The organism is Pseudomonas sp. ASL4 (assembly GCF_056680395.1).
Window position 1 is genome coordinate 1,777,575 of record NZ_CM155280.1, and the last position, 16,091, is coordinate 1,793,665.

The window sequence follows — 16,091 nt, forward strand, 5'->3', positions numbered from 1 at the left end:
GAGCGGGCTTGCTCGCGAAGTCGGTGTGTCAGTCAACGTTTAAGCTGAATGACCCGCCGCATTCGCGAGCAAGCCCGCTCCCACAGGGTTAGCCGCGGTGACGACCGCGGAAGTAGTTGATCAGGCCTTGGGTCGAAGCATCGTCAGCCGGGGTTTCTTCGCTGCCGACCAGGCGGTTGTAGACGCCTTTGCCCAGCTCTTTGCCCAGCTCCACGCCCCACTGGTCGAAGGCGTTGATGCCCCAGACCACGCTTTGCACGAAAACTTTGTGTTCGTACAGCGCCACCAGTGCGCCGAGACGACGCGGGCTGATGCGCTCGACCACCATGGTGTTGCTCGGGCGGTTGCCCGGGATCACCTTGTGCGGTGCAAGCTTCTGTACTTCGTCTTCGGCCATGCCCTTGTCACGCAACTCGGCTTCGGCCTCGGCGCGGGTCTTGCCGAGCATCAGTGCCTGGCTTTGGGACAGGCAGTTGGCGTACAGCCACTGGTGGTGATCGGACACCGGGTTGAAGCTGACAATCGGCACGATGAAGTCAGCCGGAATCAGTTGGGTGCCTTGGTGCAGCAACTGGTGATAAGCGTGCTGACCGTTGCAGCCGACGCCGCCCCAGATGACCGGGCCCGTATCGGTAGACACCGGGGTGCCGTCCTGACGCACGCTCTTGCCGTTGGATTCCATGTCCAGCTGTTGCAAGTGCTTGGTGATGTTACGCAGGTAGTGGTCGTACGGCAGGATCGCGTGGCTTTGCGCGCCCCAGAAGTTGCCGTACCAGACACCGAGCAACGCCAGCAGTACCGGCATGTTCTGTTCGAACGGTGCGCTCTGGAAATGCTGGTCCATGGTGTAGGCACCGGACAGCAGTTCCTTGAAGTTCGACATGCCGATGGCCAGGGCAATCGGCAACCCGATGGCCGACCACAGCGAGTAACGCCCGCCGACCCAGTCCCACATCGGGAAGATGTTTTCTTCGCGGATACCGAAGGCCACGGCGGCGGCATTGTTGCTCGACACCGCAATGAAGTGACGATACAGCTCGGCTTCCGAACCACCCTGCGCCAGGTACCAGGCACGTGCGGCCTGAGCGTTCTTCAGGGTTTCGAGGGTGTTGAAGGATTTCGACGAGACGATGAACAGCGTGGTCTCGGCGCGCAGCTTCATGGTCAGTTCGTGGAACTCACTGCCGTCGATGTTTGCCAGGTAGTGGCAACGCACGCCTTTCTGGGCGTAGGACAGCAGCGCTTCGGACACCAGTTCAGGGCCGAGGAACGAGCCACCGATGCCGATGTTCACCACGTCAGTGATCGGCTTCTCGGTGTAACCGCGCCACAGTCCATCGTGGATGCGGCCCACGAGGTCGGTGATCTGGTTCAGCACTTTGTGCACTTCAGGCATCACGTTGACGCCGTTGACCGACAACTTGTCGCCCACTGGGCGGCGCAAAGCGGTGTGCAGCGCTGGTCGACCTTCGGAGGAGTTGACGATTTCGCCGTCGAACAGCGCTTTGATAGCGCCCTTGAGATCGACTTCGTTGGCCAGGCCCACCAGCAGGTTACGGGTCTCGGCGGTGATCAGGTTCTTCGAATAATCGAGAAACAGACCGCAGCTGCTGAGGGTGAATTGAGTAAAGCGCTGCGGGTCGGCATTGAAGGCCTCGCGCATGCTGAAATCCTGCATGGCTTGGCGGTGGTCTTTCAACGCTTGCCAGGCGGGCAGAGCGGTAACGTCGTGAGGAGTGCGGTAATACGCCATCGCTGCGGTTTTCCTTTTACTTGAACTGCCTTTAAGACATTGAAGATCCCGGAATGTCCCGACCACAGGGTGGGTTACGTCCGGTCAATCTGCTTGGAGACGATTAAATAGCGCAGGGCGGTAACAGTAAACCTCGCGTGTGGATCTGTCTTCGCTTTGTATGACTCGTTTTCTGTACTTTTTTAACATTGAAACAGGAAACGCCCCGACAAACGGAATGCTCCCAAGGGTAATGCGGGTCAGTTAAGAGATCGAGCGAGCGATCAGTAACCTGTGGCGAGGGAGCTTGCTCCCGCTGGACTGCGCAGCAGTCCCCTGCTTTTCAGGTAGAGAGAGGGGCCGCTTCGCAGCCCAACGGGAGCAAGCTCCCTCGCCACAGGTTCAGCTTCACGCTTAACTGGGTGTTATCAGGCGACCTGGACCGGAATGGCATTGCTGGTGTGGCTCAGTTCATTGCCCGGCGCCATGTAAAGCATGCGCGGTTTGAAGTTGAGCAGTTCGGCCTCGCTGTAGTGAGCGTAAGCGCAAATGATGACCCGATCGCCAACCTTGGCCTTGTGCGCCGCGGCGCCGTTGACCGAGATCATGCCGGAACCTTCTTCACCACGAATCGCGTAGGTGGTGAAGCGTTCACCGTTGTCGATGTTGTAGATCTGGATCTGTTCGTATTCACGGATGCCGGACAGGTCCAGCCATTCGCCATCAATGGCGCAAGAGCCTTCGTAATCGAGTACTGCGTGAGTGACTTCGGCGCGGTGCAGCTTGGCTTTGAGCATGATGGCGTGCATGAGTGTTTTCCCAGGTCGGAATCGAACGGCGGGCAGTTTGCCCGAAGGCTTGAGGGGCATCAATACGATGTGGAAATCGCCGCAGATCAAATGTGGGAGCGGGCTTGCTCGCGAATGCGCTGGGTCAGCCAACATCAATGCTGAATGACCCAGCGCATTCGCGAGTAAGCCCGCTCCCACAGGGGTATTGCGGTGTTTAGGCTGGCGCGTCGAGGTTCAGGTGCAGGTTGTCGATCAACCGCGTAGTCCCGAGGAACGCCGCCACCAGAATCACCAGATCCCGATCTTGCGCAGTGGCCTGACGCAAGGTCAGCGCATGGCGGATTTCCAGGTAATCGGCCCGCAAGCCAGCCGCTTCGAGCTGTTTAATCTGCGAGTCGATCAGCGCCGGGTAATCGCGATCACCCTGTTTAATGGCGTCGGCCATCGACGACAGCGTGCGATACACCACTGGCGCAATCGCTCGCTGTTCTTCATTGAGAAAGCCATTGCGCGACGACAGGGCCAGGCCATCGGCAGCCCTTACGGTCGGCTCGCCGATGATCTGGATCGGCATGTTCAAGTCGTGCACCAGCGCGCGAATCACCGCCAGTTGCTGGAAGTCTTTCTGGCCGAAGATCGCCAGGTCCGGCTGAACCATGTTGAACAGTTTGCTGACCACCGTCGCCACGCCCTCGAAGTGCCCAGGACGGCTGGCGCCGCACAAGCCTTCGGACAGTTGCGGAACGCTGACACGGGTCTGGCCGGCCATGCCGTCGGGGTACATTTCTTCGACGGTTGGGGCGAACAGCAGGTGGCAGCCGGCCTGGAGCAGTTTTTCCTGATCGGCCGTCAACGTGCGTGGGTACTTGTCGAGGTCTTCGCCAGCGCCGAATTGCAGCGGGTTGACAAAAATGCTCGCGACCACGAAGTCCGCCCGTTGGGAGGCTTTGGTAATCAGTGCGACGTGACCGCTGTGCAGGTTGCCCATGGTCGGTACGAAGGCGATGCGCTTGCCTTCACCGCGGGCACGGGCCACGGCGGCCCGCAGTTCGCGGACGGTTTTTACGGTGTTCATGCAGAGAATCCATGTTCGATGCCAGGGAAAGTCGTCGCTTTGACTTCAGTGACGTAAGCGCTCAGCGCCGCTTGAATGCTGACTTGACCGGCCATGAAGTTCTTTACGAACTTCGGCACGCGGCCAGTGATGGACAGGCCCAGCATGTCGTGCAGTACCAGTACCTGGCCATCGGTGGCGCTACCGGCGCCGATACCGATCACCGGAATACCCACGGCTTGGGTGATTTCCTGGGCCAGTTCGCTCGGTACACATTCAAGCAACAGCATGGCGGCGCCGGCCTGCTCCAGTGCGATGGCGTCAGCACGCATCTGCCGTGCCTGGTTCTCGCTGCGGCCCTGGACTTTGTAACCGCCCAGGATGTTCACCGCCTGCGGGGTCAGACCCATGTGGGCGCACACCGGCACGCCGCGCTCGGCGAGCAGGCGGATGGAGTCCGCCAGCCACAAGGCACCTTCGACCTTGATCATGTGGGCGCCGGCCTGCATCAGCGTGGCACTGTTGATCATGGTTTGTTCAAGGGTGGCGTTGGCCATGAACGGCAGGTCGGCGAGGATCAGGGCGTCGGAGTTACCGCGTTTGACGGCAGCCACGTGGTAGGCCATTTCCGCAGTGGTCACCGGCAGGGTGCTGTCGTGACCTTGCAAAACCATGCCGAGGGAGTCGCCCACCAGCAGCACTTCAACACCGGCCTCGTTGCAGGCGTGGGCGAAGGTCGCGTCATAGCAGGTCAGCATGGTGATTTTTTCACCTTTCTGCTTGAGGCTCTGGAGCGTGGTCAGGGTGATGGCTGGCATGTAAAAAATCCTCGTTCAGGCGCTATGGAAACTACTGCGAGTAACGCGCGTGATTCTTCATTTACTCAGGCGCACGGTCTTTTGTCGTGCTTATAAGGCCTGGATTGCGCCCTTTAGCGCCGCGTTGGCGGCAGCGGGACGCCTATAGTCGTGAGGAGGACTCGGGAAGTCAATTGTGTGTGTTACCGCGTTGTTACGGTTGGGGTGTTACCGGGGTAACTGATGCGATTCAGCTAGCGCGGGTGCGCCGCGAATCTCATGAACAACACAAAACCAATGTGGGAGCGGGCTTGCTCGCGAATACGGTGGGTCAGTCAACATAGATGCTGAATGACACACCGCATTCGCGAGCAAGCCCGCTCCCACAGGGTATTTTTCGTCAGTTTTTGGAGAGGCGTTCCAGCCCGACAAACGGGCACGCCGCCAGCAACTCGGTCAGCGCGCGGCCATCCGCCAACCGCAGATCCGCAGGCGCCAGTTCGGCCAGTGGATACAGGACGAAGGCTCGCTCTTGCAGGTGGTAGTGGGGGACTTTGAGGCGAGGTTCGTCGATCAGGCGATCGCCGAACAGCACGATGTCGAGATCCAGCGTGCGTGGCCCCCAACGTTCAAGACGTTCGCGACCCTGGCCATTCTCGATGGCTTGCAGCGCATCGAGCAGCTCCAGCGGCGCGAGCGTGCTGTGCAGCGCGGCAACCGCGTTGGTGTAGCGCGGTTGGCCGGGCAGCAATGAGTCGCTTTGATAAAACGCGGAAACCCCGACCAGTTCGGTCTGCGGCAACTGCGCCAGCGCTTCGACGGCGCTGCGCAATTGTTCGGCGGGGTCAGCTAGATTGCTGCCCATGCCGATGTAGATGCGTTCCATGGATTACTCGCTCGTGGTGCTCGGAGCGCCGGCCGCGCGTTTGCGCTTGGCGCCGCCGCTGCGACGACGCTTGCGTGGCGCACCGGTGCCGTCATCCTTGCCGCTCAGGTCACGGATCATGTCGCGACGTTCGCTGTCGTTAGCGTCCTGATAATCCGTCCACCATTCGCCCAGGCCGTCGGTCTGCTCGCCAGCGCTTTCACGCAGCAGCAGGAAGTCGTAACCGGCGCGGAATCGCGGGTTGTCCAGCAACAGGTCGGCGCGCTTGCCGCTACGGCGTGGCAGACGCTCCTGCATGTCCCAGATCTCGCGGATCGGCATGGTGAAGCGTTTTGGGATCGCAATGCGCTGGCACTGTTCGGCAATCAACTCGTGAGCCGCTTCCTGCATCGCCGGAATCGGCGGCATGCCGCGCTCTTGCAGACGCAGTACACGGCCCGGCAGGGCCGGCCACAGCAGTGCAGCAAACAGGAACGCCGGGGTGACCGGTTTGTTCTGCTTGATCCGCAGGTCGGTGTTGATCAGTGCTTCACTGATCAACGTGTGGGTGTACGTCGGGTTGTATTCCAAGGCTTCGGCGCTGGCCGGGAACAGTGGATCGAACAACTGCAAGTCGACCAGCATCTCAAAGGTGTCCGCGGCGTGGCCGGAGAGGAACAGCTTGAGCACTTCTTCGAACAGACGGGCCGACGGAATCTCGCGCAGCATCGGTGCCAGATCGCGGATCGGCGCGGCGCTGTGTTTTTCGATACCGAAATTCAGCTTGGCGGCAAAACGCACGGCCCGCAGCATCCGTACCGGGTCTTCCTGGTAGCGTTGCTGTGGGTCGCCGATCAGGCGGATCAGGTGATTGCGGATGTCGTGTACGCCGTTGGCGTAGTCGAGAATGCGTTCGCTGACCGGATCGTAATACAGCGCGTTGATGGTGAAGTCGCGGCGTTGCGCGTCTTCTTCCAGAGTGCCGTAGACGTTGTCGCGCAGAATGCGCCCGCTCTCGTTGCGGGAGGACTGGTTGCTGTCTTCCTCCTCATCGTTTTGCGGGTGATTGGCGCGGAACGTCGCGACTTCAATGATTTCGCGACCAAAGTGGATGTGCACCAGTTTGAAGCGACGACCGATGATCCGCGCATTGCGGAATTCGGCACGTACCTGTTCAGGAGTGGCGCTGGTGGCGACGTCGAAATCTTTTGGCGTGATGCCGAGCAACATGTCACGCACACAGCCGCCGACCAGGTAAGCCTGATAACCGGCGTTCTGCAGGCGTTCGACGATGTTCACCGCGTAACGGCTGAATTGTGCCTTCTGCAGCGAATGTTGGCCGCTGTTGAGCACTTCAGGCGTACTACGGATGTGTTGCGTATGACGCTTGGGAGAACGGAATGACTGGAACAACTTCTTCAGCATGGGATGCACTGTTTGAAGGAATGTTCGGCCATAACGAAGAATGACCGCATGATGGGCCGGGATTCTAGCATTTAGTCGGGGGATGGTGTAGGAAGCTGCGCCAGCCTGATGAGGATTGCTCCGAGGCCTTGAAGCGAAGGCTCTGGCGTGGGCTTTTCAGAAATCGCAGAAACTACAAGGGGAGCCGAAGCTCCCCAAGAAGTAGTTGCATGCTCTATTTTTATTATTGGTTTCGGGCTTTTTGTTTTTGTTAAGTGCCCTCGTCATGAAGATTTTCCTTCATGACCCTCCCAATCGGGAGCCAAGAGCAAACGGATTGCTTTGGTCGCTGTGTTGCAGTGATCTTGCGATCCAACCAGTTCAGGCTCTGTCTTAGGACAGTTTTTGTTGTTCTCGGCCTGGTCGTGGGGCACGCCCCAAATACAACGCCTCTCCAAAAGAATCAGTTAGCTGCGCCTCTCGCCGTCTTGTTTTTATTGTGCGTGAGTCGATTCGTCTTATTTTTATTGTCTTGTGCATTGCTTGTTATTGTTCTTGTACTAAACATATAGCAGGGTGCGTGCCAACTTTTGCGAAGCCTAGCAAAACAAGGGGTTAGGCTGCTTGGTGAGGTTTTTCAGGGCCAAAAAAAACCGGGGCTTCGTTACCGTAAGCCCCGGCTTCTGTTACGTGAAAAAGCTGCGGTAACAGTTTTTTCACAATGTCACGTGTTACCCGCACACCTGACAGGTGACGTTCAGCTCTCGCTGGCCACCCCGGTCTTGCGCCGTGGAATGCCCAGGCGTTGACGGCGTTCCCACAGGCACTTGCGGCTGACCCCGAGCTTGCGGGCCAGTTCGGTTTCGGTCATGTGGTCCTGATGCTCGAGGACGAAGTGCTGGAAGTAGTCTTCCAGTGACAGGTCTTCGGTCGGCTCGTGGCTGGCGTTAGCGGCGCTGCCCTGTTGCGGGGCCAGGCCGATGAAATCGTCGTCGTCCAGATCGCTCAGTTCGATGTCGATGCCCAGCAACTCGGCGGAGATTTCCGGGCTCTCGCACAGAATCACCGCACGTTCGACAGCATTTTCCAGCTCGCGGACGTTACCCGGCCAGGTGTAATGACGAATCGCCTGCTCGGCATCCGGGGCAAACTTCAGATCGGTGCGGTTGACCCGCGCGCTCTGCCGCGCCAGGAACGCATTGGCGATTTCGTTGACGTCGGCACCGCGCTCGCGCAGGGCCGGCAGTTTCAATGCAATCACGTGGAGACGGTAATAAAGGTCTTCACGGAACTGGCCGATTTTCGCCAGGCTCTTGAGGTCCCGGTGAGTCGCGGCAATCAGGCGTACATCGACTTTCTGCGATTGCACCGAACCGACCCGGCGAATTTCGCCTTCCTGTAGCACGCGCAACAAGCGAGCCTGGGCTTCGAGTGGCAGTTCGCCGATTTCATCGAGGAACAAGGTACCGCCGTCCGCCGCTTCGACCAGCCCGGCACGCCCGGCGCTGGCGCCAGTGAACGCACCTTTTTCGTGGCCGAACAGCTCGGACTCGATCAGGCTTTCCGGAATGGCGGCGCAGTTCACCGAAATCATCGGTGCCTTGGCGCGTTTGGAGAGGTTGTGCAGGGCGCGAGCCACCAGTTCTTTACCGGTGCCGGACTCGCCCTGGATCAGGACGTTGGAATCGGTGGGCGCGACTTTGCGGATCTTGCTGTACAGGTCCTGCATCGGTGGGCAGGAGCCGATGATGCCGATCTCGCCGTTGCTGTTATCGACGCCCGGTTTCGCGGCACCGTTGGCGGCTTTGCCGACCACCGGTTCACCCGCGGCTGGCGCCGACTGGCGATCACGCAGGATGCGCGCAACAGCCTGGAGCATTTCGTCGTGATCGAAAGGCTTGGCGATGTAGTCCACCGCGCCCATCTTCATGGAATCGACGGCCGAACGCAGGCTGGCGTAACTGGTCATGATCAGCACCGGAGTGCCCTGACCGAGCTTGATCAGTTCAGTGCCCGGCGCGCCAGGCAGGCGCAGGTCACTGACGATCAGGTCAAACGTGGGAATGCTGAAACGCTCTTGTGCTTCCTGCACGGATCCGGCTTCGCTGACCTGGTACTGATTACGTTCCAGCAGGCGGCGCAAGGCGGAGCGGATAATTGTTTCGTCTTCGACGATCAAAATGTGCGGCATTGATTCGATACTCTCGACGGTCTCAGTTCACAGCGGACGTCGCTTCGACATGACGCGGCAAAGTCACCCGAATACGGGTGCCGCGTTGGCTTTGAACATCAGCCGGGCTGTCGATGGTGATTTGTCCATAATGCTCTTCAACGATGGAATAGACCAGTGCAAGGCCCAGACCGGTGCCTTCGCCAGGATCCTTGGTGGTGAAGAAAGGTTCGAACAATCTATCCATGATGTTCTTCGGAATACCGCTGCCTTCGTCTTCCACGATCAGATCGACCGTGTGTTCGCCGGCTTCGCTTTTGACCCGTACCGCGCTGTGTGGCGGCGAGGCGTCGCGGGCGTTTGAGAGCAGGTTGATCAACACCTGGGCGAGCCGCTGGGGATCGCCTTCGACCCAGTGATCGGGGTCGCACAGGTTGTAGAACTGGACTTCGAAATTGCGCCGGTTCAGGGCCAGCAGGCCGATGGCATCCTGCGCGACTTCCGCCAGACAGACGGGCTCGTCGCTGTGCTGATGGCTACCCGCGTGGGCGAAGCTCATCAACGACTGGACGATGCGCGACACGCGTTTGGTCTGCTCCAGAATCTGCCCGCTGATTTCCGTCAGTTCGGCGTCTTCTTCGCGCTCTTCGCGCAGGTTCTGCGCCAGGCAGGCGATACCGGTGATCGGGTTGCCGATTTCATGGGCCACCCCGGCCGCCAGTCGGCCAATGCTCGCCAGCCGCTCAGAATGGACCAGTTTGTCTTCAAGCATCTGGGTTTCGGTCAAATCTTCCACCAGCAGCACCAGGCCACTGTTGCCCGGTGCCAGCGGTTCGTCGATCGCCGCTTTGTGCAGGTTCAGCCAGCGGGTCTGGCCATCGAGTGCCAGGTGCTGTTTGTGCAAGTGTTCGTCTGGCAGGTTGATGAAGCCTTGCAGCAATTCTTTCCACGGATCGCCAATGGTGCTCAGGCGCGAACCGACCACGCGCTGCGCGGCAATCCCGGTCAACTCCTCCATGGCTTTGTTCCACATCAGGATCTCTTGATCCTTGGCCAGGGAACAGACGCCCATCGGCAGTTCCTGCAAGGTCTGACGGTGGTAGCGGCGCAGGGCATCGAGTTCAGCCGCCAGGCCGGTGAGGCGCGAGTGGTAATCCTCGAGACGGCTTTCAATGAAGTGGATGTCTTCGGTGACGTAGTTTTCGCCGCCGGCCTTATAAGGCAGGAAGGTTTCGACCATGTCCTGGGCGACGCTCGGCCCCATCAGGCCGGAAAGGTTGGCTTCGATCCGGTCACGCAAACGACGCAAGGCGTACGGTCGGCGTTCGTCGAATGGCAAATAGAGATCGCGCAGGGCCTGTTCGACTTCTTTTTGCGCAGCCTTGGCGCCCAGGGGTTTGGCCAGTTGCGTGGCGAACTCTTGTGGCGAAGCCGCGTGCAGTTCCCGGCGTTGCGGGCGACGGACGTTGTCCACGGCGCAGGCTTCGGCGGCGCTGGCCTCTTCCGGGCTGGCGTTGGTGAACAGCGAGATCAGCGTAAACATCAGCACGTTGGCGGCCAGCGAGGCAATCGCCGCCATGTGCCAACTGGTGTCGTCGAGCACGTAGATCATGTTCAGCAGTGGAATGTAGAAACCCTGCAGATTGCCTACCAGCGGCATCAGCATGGTCACCATCCACACCAGGATCCCCGCCAGCAAACCGGCGATGAAGCCGCGGCGGTTGGCGGTCGGCCAGTACAGGACCGACAGTACGCCCGGCAGGAATTGCAAAGTGGCGACGAAGGCGACGATGCCGAGGTTGGCCAGGTCTTGCTCGGCGCCCAACAGCAAGTAGAAGCCGTAGCCGGCCATGATGATCGCGACAATCAGCGCCCGGCGGGTCCACTTCAGCCAACGGTAGATGTTGCCTTCGGCCGGCGGCTGATACAGCGGCAGCACCAAATGGTTGAGCGCCATCCCGGACAACGCCAGGGTGGTAACAATGATCAGCCCGCTGGACGCCGATAAACCGCCGACATAAGCCAACAGCGCCAAGGCCTTGTTATTGGCGGCGATGCCGACACCGAGGGTGAAATATTCCGGGCTCGTTGTAGCGCCCAGTTTCAGTCCGGCCCAGAGAATCAGCGGCACGGCCAGGCTCATCAGCAGCAGGAACAGCGGCAAGCCCCAGCTCGCACTGACCAGTGAGCGCGGGTTGAGGTTTTCGGTAAACGTCATGTGATACATGTGCGGCATCACAATCGCCGAAGCGAAGAACACCAAAAGCAGCGTACGCCACGGGCCTTCCTGCAAAGGCGTGTGCAGGGCGGCGAGGGCGGTCTGGTTTTGCAACAGCCAGACTTCCAGCTGTTGCGGGCCGTCGAACACGCCGTACAACGCATAAAGGCCAACGCCGCCGATGGCGATCAGCTTGATCACCGACTCGAAGGCAATCGCGAATACCAGGCCTTCGTGTTTCTCCCGGGTCGCAATGTGGCGCGAGCCGAAGAAGATCGTGAACAGGGTAATCAGTGCGCAGAAACTCAGGGCCACGCGGTGTTGCACCGGTTCGCGAGTGAGAATGCCGATGGAGTCGGCCACCGCTTGAATCTGCAACGCCAGCAACGGCAGGACGCCGATCAGCATGAAGATCGTCGTCAGCGCGCCGGCCCAGGTGCTGCGGAAGCGGAAGGCGAACAAGTCCGCCAGTGACGACAGTTGATAGGTGCGAGTGATCTTCAGGATCGGATACAGCAACACCGGCGCCAGCAAAAATGCGCCGGACACCCCGAGGTAGCTCGATAGAAAGCCGTAGCCGTACTGATAGGCCAGGCCCACGGTGCCGTAGAACGCCCACGCACTGGCGTAAACCCCCAGCGACAGGGTGTAAGTCAGCGGGTGGCGAATGATCGCCCGGGGGATCATGCCCCGTTCGCTGATCCAGGCGACGCCGAACAGCACCGCCAGGTACGCGGCGCTGATCAGGATCATCTGGGTCAGGCTAAAGCTCATCGGCATCTTTTTGGCTCTGCAGGATGAAGGTCACGACGATCAGAATCAGCCAGAGCAGATAAGGGCGATACCAGGCGCCAGTGGCGTCGATCCACCAATCCATGATGGCCGGGGAGAACAGATAAATCCCCACTACCAAAAGCAGGACCAAGCGATAGATGTACATCCCGGCCTCTCTTTTTTAGGCGCGTGCCCGAAAACGTGCGGCGATGGTAACGGATGGCGGCGCTACTGCAAGTGCCATCACTGCAGTTGCGCTTCGGGCAGGGTCAGTGTGCGCGGGATCTTTGCGGCATCCCAGTGGGCGATGCCCCAATTCAGTACTTCCCGAGGCGTGGCGTAAGCCAGTTCGCTGCCCGGATTTTGCCCCAGCGCGCGTAATGCCCGCAGTAACAGTGGCGTGGCCTGATCGTCGGCCAATGGCGGCGAACGGTAGGATTTGCCGAGCTTGTTACCGTCCGGCTGAGTAATCAGCGGCACGTGCAGGTAACGCGGTTGCCGCAGGCCGAGCAGTTCTTGCAGGTAGAGCTGGCGTGGTGTCGAGTCGAGCAAGTCGGCGCCGCGCACGATGTCGGTGATGCCTTGCCAGGCATCATCGAGCACCACGGCCAGTTGATAGGCATAGAGCCCGTCGCGGCGGCGAATCACGAAATCGCCGACATCCCGACCCAGGTGCTGGCGGAACTCGCCTTGCACCCGGTCGATGAAATGGTATTCGAGCTCCGGCACCCGCAGGCGGATGGCCGCGTCTTCAGCGCCATGCCCGGCATTGCGGCACAGGCCCGGATAGATGCCGTGATACGGCTCCAATTGTTTGCGTGAACAGGTGCAAGCGTAGGCCAGGCCATGACTGAACAGACGATTGAGCACTTCGGCATAGGCGTCGTGCCTGTCGCTTTGACGAACCAGTTCACCATCCCACTCGAAACCATAGCGTTCCAGCGCGTTGAGGATCGCGGCTTGGGCGCCGGGTTCTTCCCGAGGTGGGTCGAGGTCTTCCATGCGCATCAGCCAGCGGCCACCCACAGAACGGGCGTCGAGGTACGAAGCGAGTGCAGCGACCAGCGAACCGAAGTGCAAGTGGCCGCTGGGCGTGGGGGCGAAACGGCCGATGTAGGGAGAGACATTCATGAGGGCGATGGTACGTCGTCTGATCGTGCGCGATCCACAGGGTTCGGTGCTGTGCCGAATTTCAGAAACAAAAACGGAGCGTTCGCACGCTCCGTTTTTCGTTCAAGTCGAGATTACTTGCCGACTTGCTTTTCCTTGATTTCCGCCAGGGTCTTGCAGTCAACGCACATGTCGGCGGTAGGGCGGGCTTCCAGTCGCTTGACGCCAATCTCGACGCCGCAGGACTCGCACCAGCCATATTCTTCGTCTTCGATCAATTGCAGCGTTTTGTCGATCTTCTTGATCAACTTGCGCTCACGATCACGGGCGCGCAATTCAAGGCTGAATTCTTCTTCCTGGCTGGCACGATCTGCCGGGTCAGGGAAGTTGGCCGCTTCGTCTTTCATGTGATCAACCGTACGGTCGACTTCCTGCATCAAGTCCTGTTTCCACTTATTCAGGATCTTGGTGAAGTGAGCGCGCATGGGCTTGCCCATGTACTCTTCGCCCTTTACTTCTTTGTAGGGTTCGAAGCCGCTGATCGACTGGTTTTGTTGTTGCTTTGCTTGGGTGGACATGAAATAGACCGCCTCTACTCTTGTAATCCATTGCGCAGGATTGCTCCATCACCGACACCTGCCGGCCCTGCGGCTGCAAGCGGGCGAACTTACCAGATCAAATCGGGCCGCGCTACTCCCGGATGTCGAGGGGGTGACCCGCGGTGCTTGCAAATGATTGCAAAGCCTTGTCTGGTGGTGATGGAGACCTGATCAAATATTGATTTTAGTCAAACCTGGCGCGCACGCTTGAGTCGTTCAGGCCAGAGTTATAACGGCTCTGACCGCTTTAGGTTCTCGCTCGTTCCAGTGGTTGGGTAGAATCGATTCTTTTACCCGTTGAAGGAAGGCTAATGGCTCAGTCCTACAGTGCCCGCAGTCGTGCGATTGAACCGTTCCATGTCATGGCGCTGCTGGCGCGGGCCAATGAACTGCAGGCTGCCGGTCACGACGTGATCCACCTGGAAATCGGCGAGCCGGACTTCACCACCGCCGAGCCGATCATCCAGGCCGGCCAGGCTGCGCTGACGGCGGGCAAGACCCGTTACACCGCGGCACGGGGCATTCCCGAACTGCGCGAGGCCATTTCGGGCTTTTATCAGCAGCGTTACGGGCTGAACATCGATCCACAGCGAATTCTGGTGACGCCGGGCGGTTCCGGCGCGTTGCTGCTGGCCAGCGCTTTGCTGGTCGACCCAGGCAAACACTGGCTGCTGGCGGACCCGGGCTACCCGTGCAACCGGCACTTCCTGCGGCTGGTGGAAGGCGCGGCGCAGCTTGTTCCTGTCGGTCCGGACGTGCGTTATCAGCTGACCCCGGACCTGGTGGCGCGGCATTGGGACCATGACAGCGTCGGCGCCCTGGTGGCTTCGCCGGCCAATCCGACCGGGACCATCCTGACCCGCGATGAGCTGGCCGGGCTGTCGGCTGCGATCAAGCAGCGCCACGGCCATCTGGTGGTGGACGAGATCTACCACGGCCTGACCTACGGCACCGACGCGGCCAGCGTGCTGGAAGTCGATGACAGCGCCTTTGTCCTGAACAGTTTTTCCAAGTATTTCGGCATGACCGGCTGGCGCCTCGGTTGGCTGGTGGCGCCGCAAGCAGCGGTCGGCGAACTGGAAAAGCTCGCCCAGAACCTCTACATCAGCGCCCCGAGCATGGCCCAGTACGCCGCGTTGGCCTGCTTCGAACCGGCGACCATCAGCATTCTGGAAGAGCGCCGCGCCGAATTCGGTCGTCGTCGCGACTTCCTCTTGCCGGCCTTGCGTGAGCTCGGTTTTGGCATCGCCGTGGAACCTGAGGGCGCGTTCTACTTGTACGCCGATATCAGCCAGTTCGGCGGTGATGCCTTCGCGTTCTGCCGACACTTCCTCGAAACCGAGCACGTGGCGATTACCCCGGGCCTGGACTTCGGGCGTTATCAGGCCGGGCATCACGTGCGGTTTGCCTACACCCAAAGCCTGCCGCGCTTGCAGGAAGCGGTGGAACGGATCGCTCGCGGCTTGAAGAGCTGGCAAGGCTGATGCGTTTTCATCCTCCCCTTGAAGAAGGTCGTCTGATCCGTCGTTACAAGCGTTTTCTCGCCGATATCGAAACCGTTAGCGGCGAGTTGCTGACGATTCACTGCCCGAACACCGGCTCGATGCTCAATTGCCAGGTCGAGGGCGGGCAGGTCTGGTTCAGCCGCTCCAACGACCCGAAGCGCAAATTACCCGGCACCTGGGAAATCGGTGAAACCCCGCAAGGGCGGTTGTTTTGCGTGAACACCGGGCGAGCCAATGGCTTGATCGAAGAGGCGTTGCGTGCCGGCGTGATCACTGAGTTGAACGGTTTTACCGAGCTGAAACGCGAAGTGGCCTATGGGCAGGAAAACAGCCGCATCGATTTCCGTCTCGATTACCCGAACGGGCCGGCGTACGTGGAAGTCAAAAGTGTCACTTTGGGCTTTGACGGTACGCCAGTGGCGGCGTTTCCCGATGCGGTGACCCAGCGCGGGGCCAAGCATTTGCGGGAACTGGCGCATCTGGCCCGGGACGGGATTCGCGCGGTGCAGTTGTATTGCGTCAATCTCAGCGGCATCGACGCCGTGCGTCCGGCAGAAGAAATCGATTCGGCCTACGCCGCCGCGTTGCGTGAAGCGGTGGCGTGCGGCGTTGAGGTGCTGGCTTATGGCGTGCGTATCAGCCACGAAGAGATGCTGGTTGACCGGCGTCTGGACGTATTGCTCAACGGTTAAAGGCTGATCCAGATCCCTTGCGCGTCTTCGCGGCTGGGAACGACGGTCAGGGATTGCCCCGCGCAGGGGCCGGCGACGCATTCGCCGTCCTCGATAAGAAACAGTGCGCCGTGGGTGGCGCACTGGATCAGGCTGTTGCTGGGGTCCAGAAACTGGTCGGGTTTCCATTCCAGCCCCACGCCACGGTGCGGGCAGCGGTTGATGTAGACGTAAACCTGACCACCCCGGCGCACGGCGAAGAGCTTCTGGCCGTCGATGTCGAAACCGCGGCTGCTGGCATCGGCCAACTCCAGGCCCTGGCAAAGAAACTTCATGTCTATCCTCAAGTGTCGCGGTTCGTGACTGGATATGTCCGGACTTGACGCGCAAATGCAAACAAT

Annotated in this window: 14 protein-coding genes; 2 read left to right on the forward strand and 12 right to left on the reverse strand. The window is 60.0% G+C overall.

Features of this window, described 5'->3' with window-relative positions:
* Positions 1-88: 88 nt before the first annotated feature.
* From pgi to dksA, 11 genes are all read right to left on the reverse strand, one after another.
* Positions 89-1,753 (reverse strand): glucose-6-phosphate isomerase, encoded by a 1,665-nt coding sequence (pgi, locus tag AC1MEW_RS08070; RefSeq protein WP_201198032.1) that lies wholly within the window; start codon positions 1,751-1,753, stop codon positions 89-91.
* 407 nt (positions 1,754-2,160) lie between these two features.
* Positions 2,161-2,541 carry an aspartate 1-decarboxylase gene (gene panD, locus AC1MEW_RS08075; RefSeq protein ID WP_201194633.1) on the reverse strand — a complete coding sequence of 127 codons (381 nt, stop codon included), beginning with the start codon at positions 2,539-2,541 and terminating at the stop codon, positions 2,161-2,163.
* A 196-nt stretch (positions 2,542-2,737) separates the two neighbouring features.
* The gene (panC, locus tag AC1MEW_RS08080; RefSeq protein ID WP_201198031.1) at positions 2,738-3,598 is read right to left on the reverse strand and encodes a pantoate--beta-alanine ligase; all 861 of its coding nucleotides are present in this window, start codon (positions 3,596-3,598) and stop codon (positions 2,738-2,740) included.
* On the reverse strand, positions 3,595-4,395 hold the full coding sequence (gene panB / locus AC1MEW_RS08085; protein WP_201198030.1) for a 3-methyl-2-oxobutanoate hydroxymethyltransferase: 801 nt from the start codon (positions 4,393-4,395) through the stop codon (positions 3,595-3,597). The genes panC and panB overlap by 4 nt, the downstream gene beginning before the upstream one ends.
* Positions 4,396-4,774: 379 nt before the next feature.
* Positions 4,775-5,260, reverse strand: a complete 486-nt coding sequence (gene folK, locus AC1MEW_RS08090) for a 2-amino-4-hydroxy-6-hydroxymethyldihydropteridine diphosphokinase (RefSeq protein WP_201255797.1) — start codon at positions 5,258-5,260, stop codon at positions 4,775-4,777.
* Between the two features lie 3 nt (positions 5,261-5,263).
* Positions 5,264-6,664 (reverse strand): polynucleotide adenylyltransferase PcnB, encoded by a 1,401-nt coding sequence (locus tag AC1MEW_RS08095; protein WP_201198028.1) that lies wholly within the window; start codon positions 6,662-6,664, stop codon positions 5,264-5,266.
* Positions 6,665-7,400: 736 nt separating this feature from the next.
* On the reverse strand, positions 7,401-8,834 hold the full coding sequence (locus AC1MEW_RS08100) for a sigma-54-dependent transcriptional regulator (RefSeq protein WP_201198027.1): 1,434 nt from the start codon (positions 8,832-8,834) through the stop codon (positions 7,401-7,403).
* 22 nt (positions 8,835-8,856) lie between these two features.
* Positions 8,857-11,811: a sensor histidine kinase gene (locus tag AC1MEW_RS08105; protein WP_201198026.1), complete on the reverse strand. Its 2,955-nt coding sequence runs from the start codon at positions 11,809-11,811 to the stop codon at positions 8,857-8,859.
* A complete protein-coding gene (locus AC1MEW_RS08110) occupies positions 11,795-11,971 on the reverse strand; it encodes a hypothetical protein (RefSeq protein WP_003176118.1) in 177 nt (58 codons plus the stop codon). Before AC1MEW_RS08110 ends, AC1MEW_RS08105 begins: the two co-directional genes overlap by 17 nt.
* Before the next feature lie 77 nt (positions 11,972-12,048).
* Positions 12,049-12,936 (reverse strand): tRNA glutamyl-Q(34) synthetase GluQRS, encoded by an 888-nt coding sequence (gene gluQRS, locus AC1MEW_RS08115; RefSeq protein ID WP_201198025.1) that lies wholly within the window; start codon positions 12,934-12,936, stop codon positions 12,049-12,051.
* A gap of 113 nt (positions 12,937-13,049) precedes the next feature.
* Positions 13,050-13,493, reverse strand: a complete 444-nt coding sequence (dksA, locus tag AC1MEW_RS08120) for an RNA polymerase-binding protein DksA (RefSeq protein ID WP_008153293.1) — start codon at positions 13,491-13,493, stop codon at positions 13,050-13,052.
* Between the two features lie 332 nt (positions 13,494-13,825).
* On the opposite strand from dksA, the gene AC1MEW_RS08125 reads away from it, so the two are divergent.
* Positions 13,826-14,998: a pyridoxal phosphate-dependent aminotransferase gene (locus AC1MEW_RS08125; RefSeq protein WP_201198024.1), complete on the forward strand. Its 1,173-nt coding sequence runs from the start codon at positions 13,826-13,828 to the stop codon at positions 14,996-14,998.
* On the forward strand, positions 14,998-15,711 hold the full coding sequence (sfsA, locus tag AC1MEW_RS08130) for a DNA/RNA nuclease SfsA (RefSeq protein ID WP_201198023.1): 714 nt from the start codon (positions 14,998-15,000) through the stop codon (positions 15,709-15,711). The genes AC1MEW_RS08125 and sfsA overlap by 1 nt, the downstream gene beginning before the upstream one ends.
* On the opposite strand, the gene AC1MEW_RS08135 is transcribed toward sfsA, so the two are convergent.
* Positions 15,708-16,025, reverse strand: a complete 318-nt coding sequence (locus AC1MEW_RS08135; RefSeq protein ID WP_201198022.1) for a Rieske (2Fe-2S) protein — start codon at positions 16,023-16,025, stop codon at positions 15,708-15,710. The two genes, sfsA and AC1MEW_RS08135, sit on opposite strands and share 4 nt — an antisense overlap.
* Positions 16,026-16,091: the final 66 nt, after the last annotated feature.

Coding starts and splice junctions, on each gene's coding strand:
- pgi (WP_201198032.1), bottom strand. CDS start 1,753: ATGGCGTATTACCGCACTCCTCACGACGTTACCGCTCTGCCCGCCTGG.
- panD (WP_201194633.1), bottom strand. CDS start 2,541: ATGCACGCCATCATGCTCAAAGCCAAGCTGCACCGCGCCGAAGTCACT.
- panC (WP_201198031.1), bottom strand. CDS start 3,598: ATGAACACCGTAAAAACCGTCCGCGAACTGCGGGCCGCCGTGGCCCGT.
- panB (WP_201198030.1), bottom strand. CDS start 4,395: ATGCCAGCCATCACCCTGACCACGCTCCAGAGCCTCAAGCAGAAAGGT.
- folK (WP_201255797.1), bottom strand. CDS start 5,260: ATGGAACGCATCTACATCGGCATGGGCAGCAATCTAGCTGACCCCGCC.
- AC1MEW_RS08095 (WP_201198028.1), bottom strand. CDS start 6,664: ATGCTGAAGAAGTTGTTCCAGTCATTCCGTTCTCCCAAGCGTCATACG.
- AC1MEW_RS08100 (WP_201198027.1), bottom strand. CDS start 8,834: ATGCCGCACATTTTGATCGTCGAAGACGAAACAATTATCCGCTCCGCC.
- AC1MEW_RS08105 (WP_201198026.1), bottom strand. CDS start 11,811: ATGCCGATGAGCTTTAGCCTGACCCAGATGATCCTGATCAGCGCCGCG.
- AC1MEW_RS08110 (WP_003176118.1), bottom strand. CDS start 11,971: ATGTACATCTATCGCTTGGTCCTGCTTTTGGTAGTGGGGATTTATCTG.
- gluQRS (WP_201198025.1), bottom strand. CDS start 12,936: ATGAATGTCTCTCCCTACATCGGCCGTTTCGCCCCCACGCCCAGCGGC.
- dksA (WP_008153293.1), bottom strand. CDS start 13,493: ATGTCCACCCAAGCAAAGCAACAACAAAACCAGTCGATCAGCGGCTTC.
- AC1MEW_RS08125 (WP_201198024.1), top strand. CDS start 13,826: ATGGCTCAGTCCTACAGTGCCCGCAGTCGTGCGATTGAACCGTTCCAT.
- sfsA (WP_201198023.1), top strand. CDS start 14,998: ATGCGTTTTCATCCTCCCCTTGAAGAAGGTCGTCTGATCCGTCGTTAC.
- AC1MEW_RS08135 (WP_201198022.1), bottom strand. CDS start 16,025: ATGAAGTTTCTTTGCCAGGGCCTGGAGTTGGCCGATGCCAGCAGCCGC.